Consider the following 23,903-nt stretch of genomic DNA (forward strand, 5'->3'; position numbering starts at 1 on the left):
AATGAATACATAGTAAGTGAATGTATTCTGGTGCCCTTAGGACTGTCTCATCCAAAATTTGGCGTCATTCTATTAACATTCGTTAGTTTTACTACTGTCTTTGGATAGTATATAATGGGAAACCAAAGAAGAATAGATAGGAAGTGCCTATGAAGAAAAGCAAAAAGAATGGATATAAACCGGGAAAAAAACGCAATCAATCGAAAAATATAAATGGGAAAAAGCACTCCGCAATGCCTTCACAAAAAGGCGACAAATCCCAAGGTAAGCCCTCGACAACAAATAAGCGTCAAGGCAATAAGAAAGCTGTAACTGCAGAAGTGACCTGTACCGGCTTGACCAATGAGGGGAAAGGCATCGTTCAGTGGAAAGGAAAGCAACTGGAAGTGGAGTATCTATTACCAGGTGAAACGGCTGAAATTACTGTTTCGACTAGTGGCCGATATGTTCATCCGGAATTAAAACGGGTAATCACCTCGTCTAAAGACCGAATCCAACCACCATGCTCCTACTACTTTGAGTGCGGAGGTTGTCAACTCCAGCATATGAACGAGCAGGCTCAGGAAGATTTCAAACAGGAAACAATAGATGAATTGATGAAACCATTCGGTAAACCAGAACCCATTTTAACGATGGATCATCCATATGATTACCGGAACAAGAGCCATACAACATTTGGTCTGAACAAGGAGCGTCAGATTATTGGTGGGCTATACGCTCAGAATAGTCATCAGCTCATCTCGATGGATCGGTGTCTGATTCATGATCCGAAAGCGGATGAGATCTGGCAAACGATTAAGGACATGATGAAGTCCTTTAAAATGCAGCCGTATAATGAAGACACAGGGCGAGGTTTCCTGCGTCACGTATTGGTTAAGGTCGGCAAGGTCAGTGGTGAAATCATGGTGGTGCTGGTTGTAGCTTCCCCTATTTTTAAAGGGAAGAATAACTTTGTGAAAGCTCTCAGGAAAGCTCATCCGGAGATTACGACAATCCTCATGAACGTGAATAATCGGAAGACGAGCATGGTTCTGGGTGATCAGGAACAAGTATTGTTTGGAAAAGGGACGATAACAGATACTCTTTGTGGAATGAAATTTGATATTTCCGCAAAATCCTTTTATCAGATTAACCCGGTTCAGACGGAAAAGTTATATACGAAAGCCATTGAAATGGCTCAGTTAACTGGAACTGAAACCGTCATTGATGCGTACTGCGGGATCGGTACAATTGGTCTCATTGCTAGTCAAAAGGCTGGAAAAGTCAGTGGAGTAGAGTTGAATAAGGATGCTGTTCGAGATGCCATTCGCAATTCCAAGCGTAATGGTGTAAAAAATGCCCGTTTCTATCAAGGCGATTCCGGAGAATTTATGGTGGAGATGGCAGCACGTGGTGAGAAAGCGGATGTAGTAATTATGGATCCGCCACGAAGCGGGAGTGATGAAGCGTTCTTGTCGAGTGTCGTTCAGCTTAAGCCAGAACGTATCGTTTATGTATCCTGCAATCCGGTTACACAGGTGCGGGATATGAAATATCTAGTACAGAACGGATATAAGGTAAAAGGCATTCAGCCAGTGGATATGTTCCCGCAGACGGTGCATGTGGAAAACATAGCGGAAATGGTTTTGGAGAGTAACTAAAAAATAAACTACCGAAACAAAATATAACATTTTCGATTTAGACCCCGATTTCGTGAAAATAAATATTTCCGATTTCCGGGTCTTTTTCATGCTCATCCCTTGTCTTTTCTCGGTTTTCTCGTGTTTCCATTACGCAACATATCGGAATACTTTATTTTAAAACAGAAAAAAGGTGTTAACTCGAACGGTGGAATGGGGGATTGAGGTGGGTATTTGAGGGATGTTTATTATTGTTGTTCATAGTAGAGAAAGAAATCTAGTTGATATTGTAATATTTCATACATAATAATGAAATAAGAGTTAAGGGTAATGTTAGTGATTGAGTGAAGAGATATGTCTAAAAAGAGAACGATAAACAAAATTTGATTTTATGAAAGGGCTAAATCTATTTGATTCAGCCCTTTATTTATGCGTTTGTGAATCGGTTACACATAGTTAGACGGTCAGTTAGACTGGGTTCAAATACAAACCGAGGAGCGTTTAAAATGACCAAACGAGCGAGAAGAACTTTTTCAAAGGAATTCAAAGAGCAAATGGTACAGCTGCATGTGTCTGGTAAACCCCGTTCGGAGATTATTAGAGAATATGAATTGACACCTTCTTCCTCTGCTAACGGAGTAATCATATGTAGCTGCTCGAAGTGAGAGGCTACTCCATTAAATATTAAAAGAGAAATCACCCTTCAGCTTGGTCGAGCGTTTCGGGGTGGTTTTTTCTTTTGTTTTTTTACTAGAACCCTTTCTTACTCACCCCTATATATGAATTCTTTCGAGGCTATGATTAGGAATAATATTATTTCGCCTCGAAACTTGTCCAAACTATTAATAGTACGATTTGAATTTACCAAATCAGGATGACCGAATCATAACCCTATACATGTATAAATAATAATGATTCCTTGTAGTGTAAGATAGAATAAAAGAATTTTGAAGGGCAACCGTTTAATTGTAAAATATTGTAATAAAGGATAAAATATTTAGATATTTTTGTAAAATCAAAGGACACTTATAGAAAAGAGAATATACATGGAAAATATAATTAAAAAACTATTACCTTATGTAGGATATTACGCACTAGCAAGTTTGGCAGGTATAGCTTTTCTTTTTCAACTATGGATTGGGGTATTAATATTAGATGAACCGAAAATGATTACATCAGGTAATTTGATTGGCATGGGATTAACCTCGGTTATAACCTTGGGAATTATGCTCTTTTTAGCAACACGTAAGTTAGGTTATGCTTCCCTCTTAACTAGCTTATCATTATTTCTATGTTGTGCTATCACAATTCCTTTCTTGTTCCAGTTCCTTTCATTGGGTGAGTGGCACAGAATAGGCACTTTGAAATTTTTACTGACAGTTACTTGTTTTTTTGCAACTATTATCAATGGACCTAAGTTAACTAGGAATTTGAACTAGCTTAAAAGTAAAAATAATGCTAATTGCTAAGTAGTTCCATTTCGGTGGAGAAATATAGTAATAGCAATGCAATGAAAATAGCTGTTGTCAACGTGTTAACTACTATGAAATTGGTATGCTATTTAATGTGGCGATTTTAATTCACTTAGTAATAAATTGGAATTTTATGTTAGTGCAAATGTATAGTTTGTGAAATTTCATACTTAAACTAACGAAGCAGAAAAGTTAAATAAGACGAACATTAAAAAAGTTGCTCCTGATTTTAATAGTGGATAAGTAAAAAAATAAATAATTTAATTATCATCTTGATACATAGTTAAAATTTCTTCTGCTTGTTTACGTAATCCAACGATTAATTCTTTTGGTTCCAAAATTCGTGCGTGACTTCCAAGTCTTAAAAATAGCGATGTTATAAAATTAAGTTCACCTCTATCTATGATTGTATCTATATATCCAGCTCCATCTTCTTGCGTGACTACAAAACCCTCAAAATAAGGAACACTTTTACATTGACGGATACCTTCCATAGTTAAAAGCACATGCAGTCGAATTGGGTTTTTTACTTCAATAAAGTTGAACCATTCTTTTAAATTCATGAATTCATCTTCGTTTTCTTCAGTTGATAGAATGGAAAGAATACGATCTACACGATACAGTAATATTTTTTTCTTATGATAATCGTAAGCAGGCAAATACCATAATCCATCATGGGCATATACACCGATAGGACGGATGTGTTTTTTTCTTATACCTGATTTAGAATCATATTGAATGTGTAAATTTCTATTCTCAATAGAATACTTTAAAACATCGTTTAAAAGGGGGGTATCAATCGTTCTTTTGGGGTTCCAAAAAGCAATATAAGACCGAATTTTATCTATTTTTATTTTAGCTTCACTCTGGAGTGAACTATATAATTTATGTTCGACAGAGGAGATTACAGTATCAAATGGCAAGTTGCGATAGTAATTTAGAGATTCAAAAGCATAGAAAATAGAAACAGCTTCTTCTTCTGTAAATAAAATTGGAGGAAGAAATCTACTCGTTAATACTGTATATCCACCATTACGTCCTTGTTCTGAGTAAATTGGCAATCCCATATCAGATAAATCTAATATGTATCTGTGTACAGTACGAATGGATATATGAAATTCATCAGCTATTTCTTGTGCAGTAAACTTTTTCTTAGTCGTAACAAACATAAGAATATCTAATAGACGCTTGGCTTTTGACATTTTTTTCACCTTTTTCATTTAATCATGTCATTACTTGTCATGTTTTTCGTATAGTATAGTTTATACCTTATGATTTAGCAATTAGGGAAATTCTATAAGATAAAAGGAGATAAAAATATGATCAGTAACGAGAGAGCAAGAAGAGTGATTTTAGATTTAGCAGTTACTTTAGATGGATTTATTGAAGGGCCGAATGGAGAAGTTGACTGGTGCATTATGGACCCTGATATGGATTTCAATAAATTTTTGAATCAAATTGATACTATACTATATGGTAGAAAAAGCTACGATCTATGGGGGCAATATATTCCAAAAAATGAAGACAGGGATACCGATAAAGAAATGTGGAGATTGGTTCATAGCAAAGAAAAGTATGTGTTTTCCAGAACACAAAAGGAAACCGATAATCGAGCGATATTAATAAATGATAACATTGTTGAAGAAGTAAATAAATTAAAGAAAAAGCCCGGTAGGGACATCTGGCTATATGGTGGATCAAGTCTTATTACAACTTTTATAAATTTGGGACTTGTTGATGAATTTAGATTATCTCTTCATCCAATTATTTTGGGAGAAGGAAAACCTTTATTTACAGATATAAACAAGAGAATAAATCTGCAAATAGTTGAAACCAAAAAGTTTTCTTCCGGCGTTGTTCAAATAATTTATAGATTGAATTAAACAAAGGGTATGAGTTTTGGATCTAGTCAATAAATTGGACACTAAAAATGTTTAATTTTAGTCAAGTATCTACCGCGCTACACTTGCTGGCCTCTGAAGGAAAGGAACGGCATTCTCCCCTTCCATCCCTTCCGAGGTAAATTAACTCTCCACTTTGTTTGTTGCGTTCCTTTGTTGAACGTATTTTTTTTCAAAAGCGATCGGAGATAAATACCCAATAGCTGAATGAATACGCTTATAATTGTAAAAGGTCATGATATACGTAAATATACTTCGTTTTGCTTCTTCCCGTGTTTGATACTTCTGATGAAAGATAAGTTCCTTCTTGATCACACTGTGAAAAGATTCGATACAAGCATTATCGTAACAGTTTCCTTTTCTGCTCATACTTGTCCTTATTTTATGGTTTCGTAGAATGGCTTGATAATCATGCGCTGCGTATTGGCTGCCTCGATCGGAATGGTGAATTAGCCCGTTCTGTGGAGGCTGTTGATTTATTGCTCGTTTTAAAGCAGTCATCGTTAATTCCTTTGTCATCCGTCTACTCATTTCCCAACCGATGATTCTTCTCGAAAATAAGTCCATGACAGTCGCTAAATATAAACAACCTTCCTTGGATACTTTTTGATCGATTTCTCCAATCATAATAATCACTTTTCCAAACACCTAATACTTGGCACATCTTCGCTACACGGAACTTGTTTCGGTGTTTTTCGATGAAGTCATAAATTACTTCTGGTTTTTTGCGAAGATGCCCATAGCCTTTTTTAAAATGGCCACTTCCTCTTCCAAATCACGAATGCGCTTATTTTTTTCAACATCAGCTTGCCCCTTCGGACTAAGGTTTCCACTTCCTACAAAGGCATCCTCCTGTTCTTCTTTATATTTATTCCCCCATTTATGCAAGGTTTGATGAACCAAATCTAATTCGCGTGCCACCTCCGCTATTTTCCGACCGTCTTCCACTACCATCTTTACAGCATAGGTTTTGAATTCTTTATCGTATCTATTTCCGCTCATCTTTGGGCACCCCTATGAAGCCACATATAGGATTTAAATAGTGCCTCTCACGAGTTTGAAAAACTTATGAGAGACTTTTTTGGTGTATGAAGTTATATATGGCAAGGCAAGCCAAACAGACAATTAATGAAGGAATATAATTAGAAGCCTCTGCACCTGCCGAACGTCCAATTAATCCTAATCAATTTACCGAAAATAAGTCTGCAGGCGTAGTTAATAATTAGACTCCAGCAGGTTATCCCATTAACTTACATCCTATATGATTACTTTAGTAAGTACAATGTAGAAAGGAGGAAAAAGTATGTTCCTAAAAATGATAAAGAATGATTTTTCCAGGAAGAAAATCATAACCTTGACCGTGTTTGTATTCATCACAATGGCAGTTCTTTTGGGGGCTAGTGCAACCAATATTGTTGCAAATCTGGTTCAGTCAATGTCGGAACTGCAGAAACATGCGGTGCCAGCTGACATTACGCAGATGCATGCTGGAGAATACAATCAGGGAGAAATCGATCAATTTACAGAAAAACACCGTGAGCATATTGAAATGCAGGAGACGATGTTTCTTCTGACTTTGGATGGAAGGAATATTCATTTTGGCAACAATCAGACGATGGCTGGAACCGTGCAGGATATTTCCTTTGTTGTACAGAATAAGAAGTTTGATTTTATACTGGACTTGAATAATGAAAAACTTGATGTGAAGGAAGGGTTCGTCGCTGTTCCCATCTACTTTATGGAACAGTATGACTTAAACGTAGGGGATACGATTAGGGTGAAAAGTGGAGAGTACGAAAAATTGTTCGTCATTTCTGATTATGCAAGAGATTTTGAGATGAACTCTTCATTAACTTCTTCCAAACGGTTTGTGATAAATCAGAAGGACTATAATGAAATGCTGGCAACTGAAGCCGGGGAATTGGAATATCTGATCGAATTCAAGCTGCATGAGAACGGGGATGCTCAAGCTGTTCAGACTGCATATATCGAAGCAGGACTTCCAGCAAACGGCCCCACAGTTGGAGGAAAGATCTTTCTGTTGTTTAATGCAATGTCAGATGCTGCTGTTGGAATGGTCATTATTCTTATTAGTATTCTGCTGATTATTATAGCATCTCTCTGCATTAGACTAACGTTTCTGGCAACGATGGAGGAAGATTTAAGAGAAATCGGTGTGATGAAAGCAATCGGCTTGTCCAGGAAGGATATAAAGAATGTTTATCTTAACAAATACAGAATCATGTCAGTAGCTGCAGGTATAATAGGCTATCTGTTCTCCTTTGTATTAGTAAATCTATTTAACGGAAATATGAGACTCTACTTATCTTCTGATTTATCAGGAAACTTAAAATATCTTCTCTCTCTTCTCGCACCATTGTTTGTCTACTTCATGATTGTTATGTACACCAGGAAAATATTGAAAAGAATTGATAAGATTTCTGCTGTGGAAGCATTACGTTCAGATATCCTTAAGCATGAAAAGAGCCGGAAATACAGTTTTCCACTGCTTAAAAACAAATTCCTCCCTGTCCATATTTACATGGGATTCAGGGATGTAGGGAAGCGATCCAAATTATACATGTTACTGTTTCTGATTTATGTTGTCTGTACTTTTATTATCATCCTTCCTTTAAATATGTATAACACCATGAATTCACCGGAATTCTCTACATACATGGGAATAGGAAAATCTGATATGAGAATCGATCTGCGAAGAACAGATACGATTACAGAAGATTTTAAAAAGCTGCAGGAAGAGCTGATTAATGATTCGGAAATTGAAAAATATGCTGCCTACATTACATCTTCCTACAAGGTGAAAAATGCAGAAGGTTCCTGGGATTATATGAATATTGAAACAGGAGACTTTTCTGTATTTCCGCTACATTATCTGGAGGGAAGAGCACCTGTGGGTGAAGGGGAAATCGCACTTTCTTATGCTAATGCTTCAAAAGATGGATTAAACAAGAAAGTTGGAAAGGAAGTAATAGTAGAGGTTGGCGGGACAGAGAAGTCTTTAACAGTGAGCGGAATTTATCAGGATATTACAAATGGCGGAAAAACAGCAAAGGCCCATCCAAGTCTTGGTATCAATGAAGAAGCCATTCTTTGGTATATTGTGAGCCTGGATGTTGCTGGGGGCGCGGATATTCGTGAGAAAATGGGTTACTACCAGAATACCTATGATTCCGCACAGGTAAATGATATCGAAGAATATACAAAGCAGACGCTTGGAAATATCATAGCTGTCATCATTGCTGTACTCATAACGGCACTTTTTCTAAAAATGTTATTATCTAAGGATATGTCACAGATTGCCATCATCAAAAGTCTCGGATTAACTTCTCAAAATGTGAAACATCAATATATGGCAGGAACTTTGCTTGTATTAGTATTTGGAATCATTTTTGGCGTATTGGCTTCGAATTATTTAGGGGAGTTTCTTGTAAGTATGGCAATGTCCACGATGGGAGCTGCAAAGATTGAATTGGTTTCTATTGCATGGCAGACTTGGCTGCTTTGTCCAATCGCACTCATGTTAGTCGTTGGATATACCGTATCTGTATGCTGTAAGGTAACAGAAACAGATGATTTATCAGTCGTTTTAAGAAGTTAGGTTGGCAAAAGAATCCTGGATCTGCCCTGGATACATTGGAGGAATAGAGATGAGCAATATATTAGTAGCAAGAAATATAAACAAAAAAGTACCATTAGGAAAAGATAACGAGCTGCATATCTTAAAGAATGTGAACTTGGAGATTGAAGAAGGTGAATTCATATCGGTCATGGGTCCATCTGGCAGCGGAAAATCCACACTCCTCTATAATATAAGCAGTATGGATAGAATTACTTCTGGAAGTGTAGAATTCAAAGGTAGTGAAATCAGCAAACGAAATGAAGAAGAACTGGCGAAGATGCGGCTGAAAAACATGGGATTTATCTTTCAGGATATCAATCTGTTAAAAAATCTTTCTGTTATTGACAATATGATGTTCCCTGCTCTTGTCTCAAAAGATGCGGATAAGAATGCGGTAAATCAAAAGGCAAGAAAATTGCTGGAAATGACAGGAATTGAAAAGCTTGCGGATAATAATATCACACAAGGATCTGGCGGGCAGTTGCAGAGAGTAGGTATCTGCAGAGCATTGATAAATGATCCTGATATCATATTTGGCGATGAACCGACCGGAGCATTAGATTCCAAAGCCACAGAAGAGATTATGTCCATTCTTGCAGATGTTAATCAGAATGGGACAACGGTAATGCTCGTCACACACGATGCAAAGGTGGCAGCAAAAACGGAAAGAATATTGCTTATGAAAGATGGAAATCTTGTTGCAGAAAAGAAACTGGGTAAATACACTGCCAAGCATGATGATATTAAGGAAAGAGAAGAAAGCCTGATGAAATGGTTAGTGGAGAAGGGATTCTAATTTTTCAGTGGATCTGAATAAAGAGCATATGAGGAATATGAATTTTTCCATAATAATATAGAAATCCATGCTTTCAAGGATGTTGCCGTAAAAAACAATTATTTGTGCGGTGGCATCCTTTTTCATGTTAAATAAAACGATAGTCTGGTAAGTTTTCCAATAGACTCTGATAGTGGGGATTAAAACCCCGCAGATCAAAATCTAACCTTATTAAATATTTGATTAAAGTTGGTTTAAAAGGTATATTCAGAGCAAGAACCGTATTCTTTCAGTGAGAGAGGTTATGCAAATGTTCGAACATATCGATAAAAAGAAGGAACGTTTAGATGAAAATCGACCGTTACCTAAATATACACTAAAAAGCTTACGTGAGAAGCTATTACTTGAATGGACATACAATACAAATGCAATAGAAGGAAATACGTTAACAATTAACGAAACGAAGGTAGTTCTGGAAGGAATTACTGTTGGTGGCAAAACGTTACGTGAACACTTAGAGGTTATAAATCATCGTGATGCTATTAAGTATGTAGAGGAGCTTGTGCAAAAGGATGAAGCTTTTTCAGAATGGCAAATTAAGAATCTGCATCGACTGGTGCTAAAAGGAATTGATGATGATTATGCTGGTGTATATCGGGATCAGCAAGTTTTTATCTCTGGTGCTAAACACGTGCCGCCAGCTCCCTTCCTCATAAAAGAAGAGATGGAGCAGTTGATGGGATGGTATGAACAAGCAGATACAAAAAAATTGCATCCTGTTACTCGTGGTGCTATGCTACATGCTGTTTTTGTAGGAATTCACCCATTTATTGATGGCAATGGCCGGACATCGCGTTTGTTATTAAATTTAGAACTCATGAAAGATGGTTTTCCGCCAATTGTTATTAAGGTTGAAAATCGAATAGCTTATTATGAAGCATTAGATAAAGCGCACACAGAAAAAGATTATAATGACTTTATAAAGTTAGTAATGGACGAAGTAGAAGATTCATTAGACTTATATTTAAGTACAATATAGAAATGCTTAGTTTTTTTATATACTCGCATTTTTTGCTACAAATATTTTAGGAGGTAATAACCATAGAAAACTATAGCTTATTACTAGATAAACAACGAGCTTTCTTCCATACCGGCACATCAAAAAAGCAAGATTTTCGATCAAATGCACTAAGAAAATTAAAAGACAGTATAAAAACAAATGAAAAGAAGATTATGGATGCCCTAAAAGCAGACTTAAATAAATCTGAGTTCGAAGCTTATACGACAGAAATTGGTTTTGTTTTGGAAGAGATTGGCTTTACGATGAAGAACCTGCACAAATGGATGAAGCCAGCTAAAGTAAAAACACCCCTAACCCATTTTGGCTCCAAAAGTTATGTCTATTATGATTCATATGGTGTTGCATTTATTATTGCGCCTTGGAATTATCCATTTCAATTAGCCATTGCCCCCTTAATTGGAGCGATTACAGCAGGTAACTGTGCCATTATAAAGCCCTCTGAACTGACACCAAATACTTCAGAAGTACTCCAGAATATTATCGAAAGTATTTTTCCAGAAGAATACATTGCAGTCGTTCAAGGTGATGTCGAAACAAGCCAAGCTCTCCTTTCTGAGAACTTTGATTACATCTTTTTCACAGGCAGTGTTCCAGTTGGGAAAATTGTAATGGAAGCAGCCTCTAAAACCTTAACACCTGTAACGTTGGAGTTAGGTGGGAAAAGTCCATGTATTGTTCATAAAGATGCCAATATTAAAATGGCAGCAAAGCGGATTGCATGGGGCAAATTTATCAATGCGGGTCAGACATGTGTGGCACCAGATTATTTGTATGTCCATAGTGAAATTAAGGAAGAATTCATGGAGAAATTTACTTTTGCCATTAAAGAGTTATATGGAGAAAATCCGCTTGAAAATCCAGATTATACAACAATCGTTAGCACAAAACACTTTGATCGTCTTCAATCATTCTTAAGCAATGGCTCAAAATTTCACGGCGGGAATGCAGACAGTGAAACATTGGCAATAGAACCGACCGTCCTGACAAACATTACCTGGGAAGACCCTGTTATGCAGGATGAGATTTTCGGCCCGATTCTTCCCGTGTTGGAGTATAATTCACTTTCAGAAGTGATGAATGGCATATCCAACCATCCCAATCCGCTTGCGTTATATCTGTTTACAGAAGACAAGGCAATTGAGGAAAAGATCATTAACAACACCTCATTTGGGGGTGGCTGCATTAATGATACTGTTTTCCATCTTGTCTCTCCCCATTTACCTTTTGGCGGGGTTGGTTCAAGTGGGATCGGTTCCTATCACGGAAAGGGCAGTTTTGACACTTTTTCTCATAAGAAGAGTGTTTTGAGACAAACTACGCGCTTTGATATTCCGTTTCGGTATCCTAATTTTACGAATGGATTAAAGATAATAAAGAGAGTCTTAAAGTGAATAATTACTTGGTAAAAGGTGAGAAAAAATACGGAAAGTCGGGGTTATATTCTGGGGAAGCCTAATCCCCATATTAATATCAGGCTGTAATTCAAAAGGTTTTCTAACAAAGGAGATTCCCAAGGCCTACTATAAAACATAGCCAATTTATAAATGCCCCAACAGAGATCTGCTTTGATCTGGCAAGAAATGTAGATATCCATACAAAAACCACAGCGGGAACGAAAGAAACTGCTGTGGCTGGTGTGACACAAGGTTTACTGGAAGAAGGGGATACGGTAACTTGGGAAGCAACTCATTTTGGTATCAAACAAAGGTTAACTGCCAAAGTAATTCATATGGACAAGCCTAAAGAATTTGTGGATATTATGCTAAAAGGAGCCTTCCATTCTTTTACACATAAACATCAATTTATCGAAGAGAGCGGCGGAACGATTATGATCGATACCTTCGAATATAAGTCGCCATTTGGTCTAATTGGTTGGATTGCTGACAAACTATTTTTAGAAAAATATATGAGAAATTTTATCATTTCACGCGCAAGAGAATTAAAATCGATTGCAGAAAAACAAAACTGACTAATTCATAAGGCTTACCATGATAAAAATGAAACAGTAAAGAGAAGCTTTAAATCAAAGATATGTAAACGCTGTAATTGCAGCTTTTGAAATGATAAAGTGGAGGAAATTATCATGTTATGTAAAAAGGAGAGTAATAGCAACTTTTCGCCAGTACTTGATCATGTGAAAGAAACTTTTAATAAAGTAGTGGGATCAGGAGCTTCAACTTTAGTGATTCATCATGATGCTATTGTTTTAGAAGAGTATATAGGAGAACAATCAAACGAACCTGATGCTAGATTGGTGCAGGCTGACACTCAATTCCATGTAGCTTCAGTGAGAAAAAGTTATATTGGATTTGCTGTAGCTTATGCGGTTTTTTATGGTTATATAAAAAGTATTGATGACTTAGTATTAGATTATTTACCAGAGCTGGACGATAATGTCTGGAGAGATACAACGATAAGACATTTGTTAACACATACGCATGGTTTACATCAGACAGATGGGACAATCGATCGTGAACATCCAGCAGGGGAAAATTGGACATATAACCAAGTTGGCATCGAAGCATTAACCTCTATTGTAAAACGAACAACAAACAAGACAATATCGGATATTTTGCACGAGCAAGTTTTTTCACCATTAGATTTCTCTGAAACAGATTGGTATGCTGAAAAACATGAAAAACTTGTTGATGTGATCCTCAGAAATAAAGAAGATGAAAATTGGAAAATTAGCAACAGTACAGAAGGCGACAAGCCGAATATGTATGTTTCCACACGTGAGTTGGCTATGTGGGGTTATTTTCATCTGAAAGAAGGCAATATGAATGGAGAACAAATTGTACCTAAAGAGATCATTCATATGGCCACAACTATTCAAAGTCCTGCAACTATAGATAAAGACTTGCCACAAAATGGATTTTTATGGTTTGTTAAAGGGTTGCCTGCTAAAGAAACGGAGATAGGTGAAGAAGTACCTGAGGGTTCTTATCAGATTCTTGGTTATACAGGGGTAACCTTATTAGTTATTCCCAAGGAAAATCTAGTTGCCGTTCGAATGTTTAATAGTTTTGGGTCTCCAGAGGGCTATGATTACTTATCAGATGTCAGGTCTTTTGGTGATGTAGTTGTAAGCTGCCTGGAAAAATAAAATACTGGTTGGAAGACGTAAGTGTGGAAGGGTTTACACTTACCTGCGAAAAATGCTATATTTAACGTAACTTTGCAAATGGGGTGAATGGAATGTCTTACCGTCTTGTTCGAAGTATCTAGGTTTTCGGGCTGGAAAAAAAACGCGTACCAGCTATCAAGGGAGAAGTATGCCCTTTTCTAAAACCGATACGTTGAACAGTCCTGGTAGTCATTTAACATCACTACAAGAAACAAGGCACTGTATAATGTGTCTTGTTTTTTCATTTGAAAGGCGGAAAAAAATGAGAAAATTTGATTATGAGAATTTTTATGATAAAGTCGGCAAAGCAAATGGTTGGGATTTTAGTAGTATAAAGTCTTATTCTGAAGGAGTCCAGTGGGATTTTTACGAAGAAGTGCTCAAAAGAGGGGAAAATACCGATGTTCTTTTAGATATTGGAACTGGGGGCGGGGAAAATTTAGTAAGGATTGCGCCTTCCTTATTTTTCTTGATCGGTATTGACTTATCCACTGGAATGCTGGAAACTGCCCGATTCAATTTAAAAAAGTCCAGAGCCTCAAACGTTAAGTTTTTCCAAATGTCCTCAGATGAATTGCAATTTCCTGCTGGTTTTTTTGACATTGTTTCAAGTTGTCACGCACCATTTTCTTCAAAGGAAATTGTTAAGGTTTTAAAGAATGATGGCTGGTTTCTGACCCAGCAAGTAAGTGAAGCAGACAAAATAAATATAAAAAAAGCATTTGGCCGAGGGCAGGCTTATGATAAAACAGACGGCGAATTAAAAGAAAAATATATTCATGAACTTAGGGAAGCAGGCTTTTCCGAGATTCAATCTTTTGAATATGATGCTTCTGAATATTATGAAACAGTAGAAGACCTGATTTTTTTACTCAAACACACACCCATAATTCCTAATTTTGGTCAAGATAAAAAGGATTTTGACATATTGCATGAATTTATTGAAAACAACAGTAATGAAAAAGGCATTCAAACAAACGCGAAAAGATTTCTCATAATGGCTAGAAAGTAAGAATGGGCACAAAAGAAAGGATGATTGCAATGAATAATCCGTTAAAAAAAATGGCTGTCTCGTTCTTGCAACTCGTTGCATCCGGGAAGGTACGGGAAGCATACCGCCAGTACACTGGTCCGGATTTCCGTCATCACAATCCTTATTACCGGGGAGATGCTGAATCGCTTATGTTGGCAATGGAAGAGAACGCCACCAAGAACCCAGACAAAATCTTTGAGGTAAAACGTGTTATTGCAGAGGACGATATGGTTGCGGTTCATTCCCATGTAAGACAAAAGCAAGAAGATCCTGGTGGAGCAGTTGTTCATATTTTTCGCTTTGATAATGGTCTCATCGCAGAATTCTGGGATGTTGGTCAGCAGATACCGGAAGATTCTCCAAATGAGAATGGCGTTTTCTAAAATGTAACGAACAGGGCTTTCGTCAAACAAGTGTTGGGACGAAAGCCCGCTGCTTTACGAATAAGTAAAATAATTAATCCTCCCTGAAAGGTTAAATAGTGTCTAAATGCGTCGATATAAGATATGACACAATAAGCAGTGAACTAGGGGAGATTAAATGAAACCGTTTAAAAAGAGAATTAATTGGCATAGTATATCAACGCAAATGTTAACATTATTGTCCGTTATTATTGTATTTGCTGTATCAATCACAGGAGTAACAAGTTATTCTATCGCTAAGCAGCAGCTAATAGAGGCAGGAAAACAAGAAATGTACCATGTTACAAAAAGTACTTTTTCTGTTCTAGAAGCAGTGAATGATCAAGTGGAAACTGGTGCTTTGACTTTAGAAGATGCGAAACAAAAAGCGAGAGAATTATTAAGCGGACCAGTACTTGAAGATGGAACTCACGACTTTAAAAAATCGAATTTTCTGTACAAGGGAGAAGGATATATTTTAGGATATGATGCTGCGTTTTCATCACAAGTACATCCCAGTAATCCTGTTGGAGATATCCCCGAGGACACAACTAACCGTGAACGAATGGTGAATGGAGCAAAGGAACAGACAATAGAGGAACGATATGTTTATTTTGAAGACAAGAATGAAGAAACAGGCGAAATTAGAAGTAAAATTTCCTATATGGAACATTATGAGCCTTGGGATTGGTATATTGGATTAACAGTGTATGAAGATGAGTTTTATTCAGGTCTCGATGTTGTAAAAGGTATTATTACGATTGTAGCAATTTTCATTATTTTCATTAGTTTCATTATTTTCTACCTTGTAATCAGGAAAAAGCTAGTCTTGCTTAAAGAAGTTACAGAAGCATCTAAAGATATCGCTAAGGGAATTATTCAGAATACGAATTTACGAGAAACGAAAGATGAAATTGGCCAACTGGCAAAATCATATAACATAATGACAAAGCAATTAGGCAAATTTATAAGTCAGGTAAAAAATACAGGAGATCATTTACTGGATTCTGCTTCTAGTCTTTCAGCAGTCTCGGAGCAAACATTAGCGAGCAGTGACGAGGTTGGTAATGCTATAACAGAAATTGCTACTGGTACACAGGAACAGGCAAATGATCTGGAGAACATTAATAATAGTGTGGATGGTTTGACTAAATCTATAGATTCTATGAATGAACAAAGTGAAGTAATTAAAAAAGTAACAGCTGAATCTCAGCAATTATCACTTGAGGGTACAGAAATAGTTGCATCATTAAGAAAATCTAATCAGGATACACTAGTTGCATCTGAACAAATTAGTGCAGGTATTAAAAATTTGAATGAAAAATCACAAGAGATTCACCGGATTATGGAAACGATTGAGAGTATTGCTGCGGAGACGAATTTGCTAGCATTAAATGCAAGCATTGAAGCAGCACGTGCAGGCGAGCATGGTAAAGGTTTTGCCGTAGTGGCTGACGAAATTAGAAAACTGGCAGAACAATCTAAGAATGCAACACACCAGGTACAGGAAGTTGTCACAATGATATCTTCAGAGACGGAGAAAACTGTTGAAACTGTAGAGGAAACAGTGGCCACGACTAATAGGTTAAATAAAGATGTGATCCATACAGAAGATAAGTTTAAGCAGCTTTCTTCTTCTATTAGTGAAACAGTATCTGCTTTAGATGTGTTAAATGGTGACATCAAAGAAATTACGGATAAGACAATGAGTATTAGTGATGATATTCAAAGTGCATCTGGAGTATCTGAAGAAACAGCTGCTTCAGTGGAGGAAATTAGTTCTTCCATTGACGAACAAAATCAGGCGATTACTAATGTAGCAAAGTCAGCGGAACAATTAAATGATCTAAATAAACAACTGAATGAAATGCTGGATAATTACAAATTATAATATCAAATCGTGAAATATCCAATTTAAGATTCCAAACTTACGAAACCTCTGAAATGTTATTAATATTTCAGAGGTTTTTATATCAAGCTATATCAAGATTAACATCAAATCGATTTTGACAAGCTTCTCTAATTATGGAATTATTACATTGTAAGCTCCGTGTTTCATCTTTTTTTTCATCACACCGTTCATCTCATACGCTTGGAACAAAAGCCCGTATACATCTTCTAACTTATCTTCACACCAATTTTCTCTACTTTGTTCATACAGAAAAAATAAATAATAGAAGGGAACGATCAACCAAAATAATAGTCTTGTTTGTTGTTGGTAAGATAAATTACTATTTGAAAAAATAAAATATAGGAGGCTCTTTATTATGGGACACGATATTTTCGGATACAGTAAAACAGGAAGGGAAGTCGCATACGCCCGATTTAGTATGGGTAACACGAATGCTACAATCCTGTACAGCTTATTAGAGGCGGATGAATACTACGCAGGTGTTAGCGGCTCAGGGGGAAGTACCACCTTTTCAAAGAATCAGTTAGAGATCGCATTAGACAATTATACTCGCGTATATGGTAATGATGATAGAGGGTGGGATATAAATCAAATTAAAGAGTTTATTGAAAATTGTTTAGCGGCAGCCAACAAAGAAGGTAGTGTAAAAGTCATTTTTGGCTAGTAATTATGGAATCGCTGGTAACTGGTATTAAAAATAGATTTACTCAACTCCGCTTTTACTGCATAAAATTCCTCTAAATTATTTAAAACATAACTTCCTAGACTACTAATTAAATACGTATGGATAACCTTGTAAGGTCCACCAGTCATACTTATTCAGGGTGATGAAAAAGTGGGTAGAGATTCTAGCGTGTGAATGGTTGAAAAATTGAGCTTATGACAATCCTTAAGGTGAACAAAACCGAGATATAGACCGAATAAAAGAACACTTTCTGCCATTTGGGAAAGTGTTCTTTTCATCACAGCGCTAACCGTCTGTAATTCCCTAAACGAAAAGGATCGAGTAACGCGAAGATGGTAAGTGGGGAATCACAGACGCTAAGCATCCTGATAAGTTTCGCTAATGATTAGTGTGGGATATAAAAACCCCCACTAATCAAAGTCTCACTTTATATTACATTCAAAGAATCTTTTAATAAAATCAGTGGTTTTTTCCTCTAAACTTCAATATTGCTTTGACATATTTCTGACTTATTTCTTTGGTATATTCTTTTTGTAAGCTGTTATCACGTTATAGACAAAGCTGAATTGCTGAAGAAAGGGGATTTATTGAATAAGACAGTTAGATTGTGAGCTAAACATAATAAGAAAGAAATAATAGAACTACATAGAACCATAAGCAAAGTCTAAACGTTGGTAATTCATATAGATAAATTTATTATTAGGTGGTTAAGCAAAATGAAAAAAATATCAACAAAGATTATCTTCTTATCATTATTAAATTCCATATTAGTAGCAGTTGTTAATGTTGGTGCATCATTAATCATGCGCAGCGCCGATTCGAATACAGAAGCTGCACAACAAATTCAATCCAGTTTTATGGTTCCTGCCCCTGTATTATGGGGATTACTGATTTCTTTGGTTATTGGAATTATTTTATCTTATATATTAGGAAAGACCATTGAAAGACCGATTGTAAGAGTTACAGAGGCGGCGGGAAAAACAGCGGATTTAGACTTGACTGGCACAACCGATGTGGAGTTAGAAGAACTGTTCGAAATAAAAGACCAGACTGGAGATTTGGCAAGAGCCTTATATAATACAAGAAAATCTTTACGATTGATGGCCTCTGAGATACAAGAAGTGTCTTTAACAGTTAGGAATGAATCGGATAACCTAACCAAAAATACGAATGAAAATCTGGACTCTCATACACAAGTAGTGACAACAATAGACCAGCTTGCAACAGGTAACGCGGAACAAGCGGAAACAATGGGCGAAATTAGTCACACATTATCAGACGTTGTTAGTCTAATTGGTGAAATAGCGACAAAAACTGCTCAAAGTTCAGAACATGCAACAGAATCGATTGAATCGATTAACGAAGGACAAGCAAGTGTTAATATGCAGACAAAGAAAATGGATGAAACCCTTGTTGTATCCAGTGAAGTGAATCGTTCGATTAATGATTTGAAAGATATGATTAATCAAGTAACAGGCTTTGTTGGAATTATTACTTCCATTGCAGAACAAACCAATCTATTGGCATTGAATGCCTCGATCGAAGCAGCAAGAGCAGGTGAGAATGGGAAAGGATTTGCTGTTGTAGCAGATGAAATTAGAAAACTGGCAGAAGAAGCTTCAAGGTCAGCCGGTGACATCACCTCAATTATGGAAAAAACTTCAGACAAAACAGATTCAGCGGTTGCGAATATTACGCATTCCAATAAATTAGTTGGTGAACAAAGAGAGGCATTGAAAATTACAGAAAAAGCATTTGATAAAATCAAGTATACATATAAAGATATAGTGGATGTTTTTACTCAAACGGCAGTTGCGATGAAAACCGTTAATGGTAATGCGAAAACAGTTTCCAGTCAAATCCAGGATCTGTCAGAACAAGTGAAACAGTTTGCAGTAAGGACAGAAGAGATTTCTGCAATAGGAGAAGAACAATTGGCCTCCACTGAAGTCATTGCCGATTCTACTAAAGAGTTGGAGGTATTGGCAATCAACTTAAATGAACATATTAACAAATTTAAAATAAAATAGGAAAAGACATATACGAATTGAACATTTAATCGGATGAACTAAGTAGAGTATAACACTCTACTCTATTTATACTGGATTTTCCAATCAACTTCTAATTGAGCAGTATTCCTTTACAAAAACAGCCAACCATTAGGGATTGGCTGTTTATTGTGTCACACGATTAGCTAGAAGAACTCCCCATGTAGGCTTGAATTAATCTTGTTACAGAATTATCGTATAAGAATTTTGTAGTTTTTATGCTTTCGATATGCCCTCCAAGATGCAGGTGAATCACTCCGTGTAACGATGCCCATATAACATGGACAACTTGCAGAGGGTCTTTTTCTTCTATCAGCCCCGCTTCAATCGCTTCTGTAACAACTTGAGTGAACTGCTGCAATGCTGTAGTTGTAGCCTGGATACTTTCTTCCTCTGGCTTAAACTCATGAAAAGCTCCTCCGAACATTAATTGATAGTAATTCGTATAATTACAGCTGAAATCCCAATACGCTTCACATAAAGCACGAAGATAGTTTTCCATAGTTTCCTGTTTGCTAACAGATTGGAAAGCTTCTGCTAATACTTTGCAGCCTTCTAGATAGAGAAGTTTTATTAAGCCATCTTTATTGTTAAATAAATTATATATGATTTTGGTTGAACATTCCATTTTCTCCGCGACCTTGCGGATAGTGACTTCCTCAGGCCCCTGTTCCTGTAATATAGTTGCTGCCGCTTCCACGATGGTCTGTTTTAGATTTTCGGCATGCTGTCGTTTTGTTTCTGAATAGGTTTTAATATTCATTTGATGTCACCCTCTAACTATTAATTCTTCTACAAGAAACACTGTTTCCACATTACTATACTGTATTCAATTGTAACTAGTCAAATTAGTGGTAGACATTATATTTAAGTTAGAATACAATGTTTTTATATAGAAACACTGTTTCTGATACTGAATAAATGCGGGAAGGGTTGATGGAATGAAACAATTTAATGGTAGGTGGGCGTTGATTACTGGCGCTTCATCAGGTATAGGGGAAGTATTTGCCCATGAATTGGCGAGGAAAGGAAGTAACTTAATTTTAACAGCTCGCACAGAATCCAAACTTCATGACCTTGCAAGAAAACTTATTCAGACATATGGAATTAAAACACAAGTTATTGTCTCTGATCTGTCCCAAGCAGGTTCTTCTGCAGAAATTTATCAAGCATGCAGGGAACAAGGACGCAGTGTTGATCTTTTAATAAATAATGCTGGCTTTGCTACACATGGATTATTCGAGGAACAATCCTTAGACAGAAATCATGATCAAATTATGCTGAATGTTATGGCTCTAGTTGAGCTTACTCATTTATTTTTACCGGAAATGTTGAAAAAACGATACGGTGCAGTCATTAATGTTGCCTCTACAGCAGCATTTCAACCAGATCCATATATGGCTGTATATGGTGCAACCAAGGCATTTGTCCTTTCATTTACCCAGGCATTATGGGAGGAAAATCGCAAGCGCGGTGTTCAATTCCTTGCTTTATGTCCAGGTTCAACAGAGACATCCTTCTTCGATGCTGCAGGTACGAATGATGCAGTTATCGGAAAGATGGATAGTCCCGAGCATGTCGTAGATATTGCGCTTCACTCTCTCGGAACGAGTCGATCTTATGTTGTTGCAGGACATATGAATTATATAGTCTCACAAATCAATCGCTTTGTACCGAAAAAAGTGATGCTTAAAGCGGTCAGCAGTTTGCTACGCCCAACAGATAAGGGAGTAAAAGAATAGAGAAAGTGCAGCGGGTTTTTATCATGTCTTTAAAGATAGAATGTTTATCCCTTTTATTGAAGAACCTGGAGACAGCTAATCGCAGGATATTGGGTTAGTTAATGATCATCTTTCCAGGGCATTATCTTAGAGACGGAATCAATTGAAGAGGAGGAATTAACCATATTACAAAAATATTACATGTAAGGAATCTAGTTTAAGGGATATGAAAAACGAGAATACAATTTATGTAACCAGGAACAGGCTCATAGATGTGGGTGAAACACAGGAAAACACTCTTTTGTAAAGTTTTTTAAAATGAGGGGTGGTCTGGACATCGTAAATGAGTTGCTTGATGTAGAAGCAAAAGTCCCACCGAAAGCCACTAGAACGCAAAGTGAAATAAAAGGAGGCTAAATATGGCGGAAAATAATAGAAAACAAGACTCTAATGAACAAAAATTGAAGGAGAAAGACCCCAATCGCGATATTGAACCACAACGTGAAGTAAATGATATGAAAAAGAAAGAAAGTGAAAAGAACCCTGACGATTTCAATTAGAAGTTCTTGAATTAAGAATAAAGTGAAAAGGTGGTCTAGGGGAACTAGGATGCAATTATTAGAATTCTAGTTTGCCCTATAAACCACCATATTTTTTTTAGAAAGGATGTTTTCATATAAGTTATGGAAGCATCTTTTTTTCATTTGTATATGAGAATAGATTTTTAAATTTGTTAGAACATGGCGTTATGTTAAGATAAATACAGAAAATTTCATAAATTGTTTCTGCTGACAAACGATCGAGAGTAATAAATAAGGAGGTAAATGATAACACATGAATCGTTTTGAAAACAAAGTGGCACTGGTAACAGGCGGACGCTCGGGAATTGGACGGGCCATCGCTCGCAGACTTCGCGAAGAAGGAGCTGAAGTCATCACAGCACAGCGCGGTGAGGACGACGAATTTGAATCAATTAAGGCAGATTTCTCTGATCCGCATACACCGGAGAAAATCGTTGCAGAAGTCATCTCCCGCAAAGGACAGCTCGATGTACTGATCAATAATGCAGGGATGATGCAGGAAGCCGGAATTGAAGAAATGAGCATTGAGGATTGGCAACGCAACATCACCGTAAACCTGACAGCCCCATTCCTGCTGATTCGCGCGGCATTGCCTTATCTCCGTAAATCAAAAGGAAGCATCGTCAATACAGGCTCGACTGAGGGATTGGCCGCAAATCCGAATCATGCTGCATACTGTGTTTCCAAATCCGGCCTTCATGGGCTGACCCGTTCAGTGGCTGTGGATCATGGACATGAAGGTATCCGCTGTAATGCAGTAGCGCCAGGCTGGATTGACACAGACTTAAACATTGATATGATCGAAAACTCATCTGATGCAGAAGCTTTTCGACGTAACATCGGACGCATTCACCCTGTAGGCCGTTCAGGTACCCCTGAAGAGGTGGCGGCACTTGTAGCATTCCTTGCAGCAGAGGAGGCTGGTTTTATCACAGGGCAAGTCTATACAGTCGATGGCGGCAGAATGACACAGTTAAGTCTTCCATAGGAACCATATATTTAGCAGTGTGTCTGGAAATTTTACAAAAGTAAGGGGAGTTGATCGTTCTATTGACCGATTAACTCTCCTTTTTTCGTATCAAACTCAACAGATCCTTAGCATACCAACTACATATCCTGCCCTTGGCTCGCCAAATACTCTGCCAGCATCCGATCAGACTCTGCTGCGATTTTCTCTTTTTCTTCTGGAGAAGGTTCCAGCTTTTCATGTGTCGCTTTTTTTCGGTAAACGTGATACCAGTCTGGCATGATATTATTCCTTGAAGATTGCCGTTTCTGCTTTGTAGAGTGAACCCTTTTTTCATTTTGTTCAACAGCCTCGGTCGTTGTGATCCCTTGCTCTCTCCAGTTAAACAAAATCTTCTCGATATATTTCACTCCTTTTGCTTCCCGTTTGGCAGCGATTTTCAGTGCTTTCCATAATAATTCATCACCAAATTCGTTATACCATTGTTTGATCAGTTCACCATTATACGGGGATTCTGTGCTGCCTTTTTGTAAATTGTTACGGTAAAAATGCATGAGTTCAACATATGGATCATTATTATTATATTCTTTTATGTCTTTATTCTTTATTGTCTTTAAAGATGTCTTTACGGAAGCTGTATCTGTTGCGGCAGCTGGGATTGGGCTTTCTTGCGGTAAGTGTTTTACGAAGGTGGGGGTTCGTGAATTACTTACCTTTTTTCTTAGTGTTGTTCGTGTTTTACGAATATGCTTCGTGACTGGAGTTCGTGATTCACGAACCTCTCGAGCAGAATCAGAGCTTGTTTTGCGCTTGATATTTATGTGAATCAGTTGATTCAATTGTTCTTCATCCCACTTTGTATTTGGAGTGATCTGCCATTGGTGATAGTCCTTGTTAACGGCAAAAATCATCGTTTCTTCCTCCCAATCCAGCACAGCAC

The 23,903-nt window shown here is 37.1% G+C and carries 20 protein-coding genes and 2 pseudogenes; 18 read left to right on the plus strand and 4 right to left on the minus strand.

Annotated elements, in window-relative coordinates:
- Positions 1-149: 149 nt before the first annotated feature.
- From rlmD to F9U64_RS20500, 3 genes and pseudogenes are all read left to right on the plus strand, one after another.
- Positions 150-1,640 (plus strand): 23S rRNA (uracil(1939)-C(5))-methyltransferase RlmD, encoded by a 1,491-nt coding sequence (gene rlmD, locus F9U64_RS20490; protein ID WP_153406760.1) that lies wholly within the window; start codon positions 150-152, stop codon positions 1,638-1,640.
- Between the two features lie 485 nt (positions 1,641-2,125).
- A pseudogene (locus F9U64_RS20495) lies at positions 2,126-2,245 on the plus strand (IS3-like element IS655 family transposase); the annotation flags it as partial.
- Between the two features lie 420 nt (positions 2,246-2,665).
- Positions 2,666-3,058 carry a hypothetical protein gene (locus tag F9U64_RS20500; RefSeq protein WP_153406761.1) on the plus strand — a complete coding sequence of 131 codons (393 nt, stop codon included), beginning with the start codon at positions 2,666-2,668 and terminating at the stop codon, positions 3,056-3,058.
- A gap of 293 nt (positions 3,059-3,351) precedes the next feature.
- On the opposite strand, the gene F9U64_RS20505 is transcribed toward F9U64_RS20500, so the two are convergent.
- Positions 3,352-4,293: a helix-turn-helix transcriptional regulator gene (locus F9U64_RS20505; RefSeq protein ID WP_153406762.1), complete on the minus strand. Its 942-nt coding sequence runs from the start codon at positions 4,291-4,293 to the stop codon at positions 3,352-3,354.
- A gap of 117 nt (positions 4,294-4,410) precedes the next feature.
- On the opposite strand from F9U64_RS20505, the gene F9U64_RS20510 reads away from it, so the two are divergent.
- Positions 4,411-4,974, plus strand: coding sequence for a dihydrofolate reductase family protein (locus F9U64_RS20510; RefSeq protein WP_153406763.1), 564 nt, complete (start codon positions 4,411-4,413; stop codon positions 4,972-4,974).
- A 141-nt stretch (positions 4,975-5,115) separates the two neighbouring features.
- On the opposite strand, the pseudogene F9U64_RS20515 reads toward F9U64_RS20510, so the two are convergent.
- A pseudogene (locus F9U64_RS20515) lies at positions 5,116-5,994 on the minus strand (IS3 family transposase).
- A 301-nt stretch (positions 5,995-6,295) separates the two neighbouring features.
- On the opposite strand from F9U64_RS20515, the gene F9U64_RS20520 reads away from it, so the two are divergent.
- From F9U64_RS20520 to F9U64_RS20570, 11 genes are all read left to right on the plus strand, one after another.
- The gene (locus F9U64_RS20520; RefSeq protein WP_153406764.1) at positions 6,296-8,611 is read left to right on the plus strand and encodes an FtsX-like permease family protein; all 2,316 of its coding nucleotides are present in this window, start codon (positions 6,296-6,298) and stop codon (positions 8,609-8,611) included.
- 49 nt (positions 8,612-8,660) lie between these two features.
- Positions 8,661-9,428 (plus strand): ABC transporter ATP-binding protein, encoded by a 768-nt coding sequence (locus F9U64_RS20525; RefSeq protein ID WP_153406765.1) that lies wholly within the window; start codon positions 8,661-8,663, stop codon positions 9,426-9,428.
- 289 nt (positions 9,429-9,717) lie between these two features.
- Positions 9,718-10,446, plus strand: a complete 729-nt coding sequence (locus tag F9U64_RS20530) for a Fic family protein (RefSeq protein WP_153406766.1) — start codon at positions 9,718-9,720, stop codon at positions 10,444-10,446.
- Positions 10,447-10,508: 62 nt separating this feature from the next.
- Positions 10,509-11,879: an aldehyde dehydrogenase gene (locus tag F9U64_RS20535; protein ID WP_153406767.1), complete on the plus strand. Its 1,371-nt coding sequence runs from the start codon at positions 10,509-10,511 to the stop codon at positions 11,877-11,879.
- 131 nt (positions 11,880-12,010) lie between these two features.
- On the plus strand, positions 12,011-12,457 hold the full coding sequence (locus F9U64_RS20540; RefSeq protein ID WP_153406768.1) for an SRPBCC family protein: 447 nt from the start codon (positions 12,011-12,013) through the stop codon (positions 12,455-12,457).
- A gap of 114 nt (positions 12,458-12,571) precedes the next feature.
- Positions 12,572-13,594, plus strand: a complete 1,023-nt coding sequence (locus F9U64_RS20545; protein ID WP_153406769.1) for a serine hydrolase domain-containing protein — start codon at positions 12,572-12,574, stop codon at positions 13,592-13,594.
- A gap of 283 nt (positions 13,595-13,877) precedes the next feature.
- Positions 13,878-14,627 carry a class I SAM-dependent methyltransferase gene (locus F9U64_RS20550; RefSeq protein ID WP_153406770.1) on the plus strand — a complete coding sequence of 250 codons (750 nt, stop codon included), beginning with the start codon at positions 13,878-13,880 and terminating at the stop codon, positions 14,625-14,627.
- Positions 14,628-14,656: 29 nt separating this feature from the next.
- Positions 14,657-15,031 (plus strand): nuclear transport factor 2 family protein, encoded by a 375-nt coding sequence (locus tag F9U64_RS20555; protein ID WP_153406771.1) that lies wholly within the window; start codon positions 14,657-14,659, stop codon positions 15,029-15,031.
- 157 nt (positions 15,032-15,188) lie between these two features.
- Entirely contained in the window at positions 15,189-16,940 is a 1,752-nt protein-coding gene (locus tag F9U64_RS20560; RefSeq protein WP_153406772.1) for a methyl-accepting chemotaxis protein, read from the plus strand.
- A 376-nt stretch (positions 16,941-17,316) separates the two neighbouring features.
- On the plus strand, positions 17,317-17,625 hold the full coding sequence (locus F9U64_RS20565) for a hypothetical protein (protein WP_153406773.1): 309 nt from the start codon (positions 17,317-17,319) through the stop codon (positions 17,623-17,625).
- Between the two features lie 737 nt (positions 17,626-18,362).
- Positions 18,363-19,676 (plus strand): methyl-accepting chemotaxis protein, encoded by a 1,314-nt coding sequence (locus F9U64_RS20570; RefSeq protein WP_153406774.1) that lies wholly within the window; start codon positions 18,363-18,365, stop codon positions 19,674-19,676.
- Positions 19,677-19,836: 160 nt separating this feature from the next.
- Here F9U64_RS20570 and F9U64_RS20575 read toward each other — a convergent pair whose 3' ends face one another.
- A complete protein-coding gene (locus F9U64_RS20575; protein WP_153406775.1) occupies positions 19,837-20,457 on the minus strand; it encodes a TetR/AcrR family transcriptional regulator in 621 nt (206 codons plus the stop codon).
- A gap of 178 nt (positions 20,458-20,635) precedes the next feature.
- Here F9U64_RS20575 and F9U64_RS20580 point away from each other — a divergent pair, with 178 nt between their 5' ends.
- From F9U64_RS20580 to F9U64_RS20590, 3 genes are all read left to right on the plus strand, one after another.
- Positions 20,636-21,436: an SDR family NAD(P)-dependent oxidoreductase gene (locus F9U64_RS20580; protein WP_153406776.1), complete on the plus strand. Its 801-nt coding sequence runs from the start codon at positions 20,636-20,638 to the stop codon at positions 21,434-21,436.
- A 398-nt stretch (positions 21,437-21,834) separates the two neighbouring features.
- Positions 21,835-21,975 (plus strand): hypothetical protein, encoded by a 141-nt coding sequence (locus F9U64_RS20585; protein ID WP_153406777.1) that lies wholly within the window; start codon positions 21,835-21,837, stop codon positions 21,973-21,975.
- Positions 21,976-22,249: 274 nt separating this feature from the next.
- Positions 22,250-22,984 (plus strand): SDR family NAD(P)-dependent oxidoreductase, encoded by a 735-nt coding sequence (locus F9U64_RS20590; RefSeq protein ID WP_153406778.1) that lies wholly within the window; start codon positions 22,250-22,252, stop codon positions 22,982-22,984.
- A gap of 119 nt (positions 22,985-23,103) precedes the next feature.
- Here F9U64_RS20590 and F9U64_RS20595 read toward each other — a convergent pair.
- Positions 23,104-23,903: DnaD domain-containing protein (locus tag F9U64_RS20595; protein ID WP_228275820.1), on the minus strand; the 800-nt coding region annotated here is incomplete at its 5' end.

The sequence above is a fragment of the Gracilibacillus oryzae genome (assembly GCF_009498735.1).
GTDB classification, from domain to species: domain Bacteria; phylum Bacillota; class Bacilli; order Bacillales; family Amphibacillaceae; genus Gracilibacillus; species Gracilibacillus oryzae.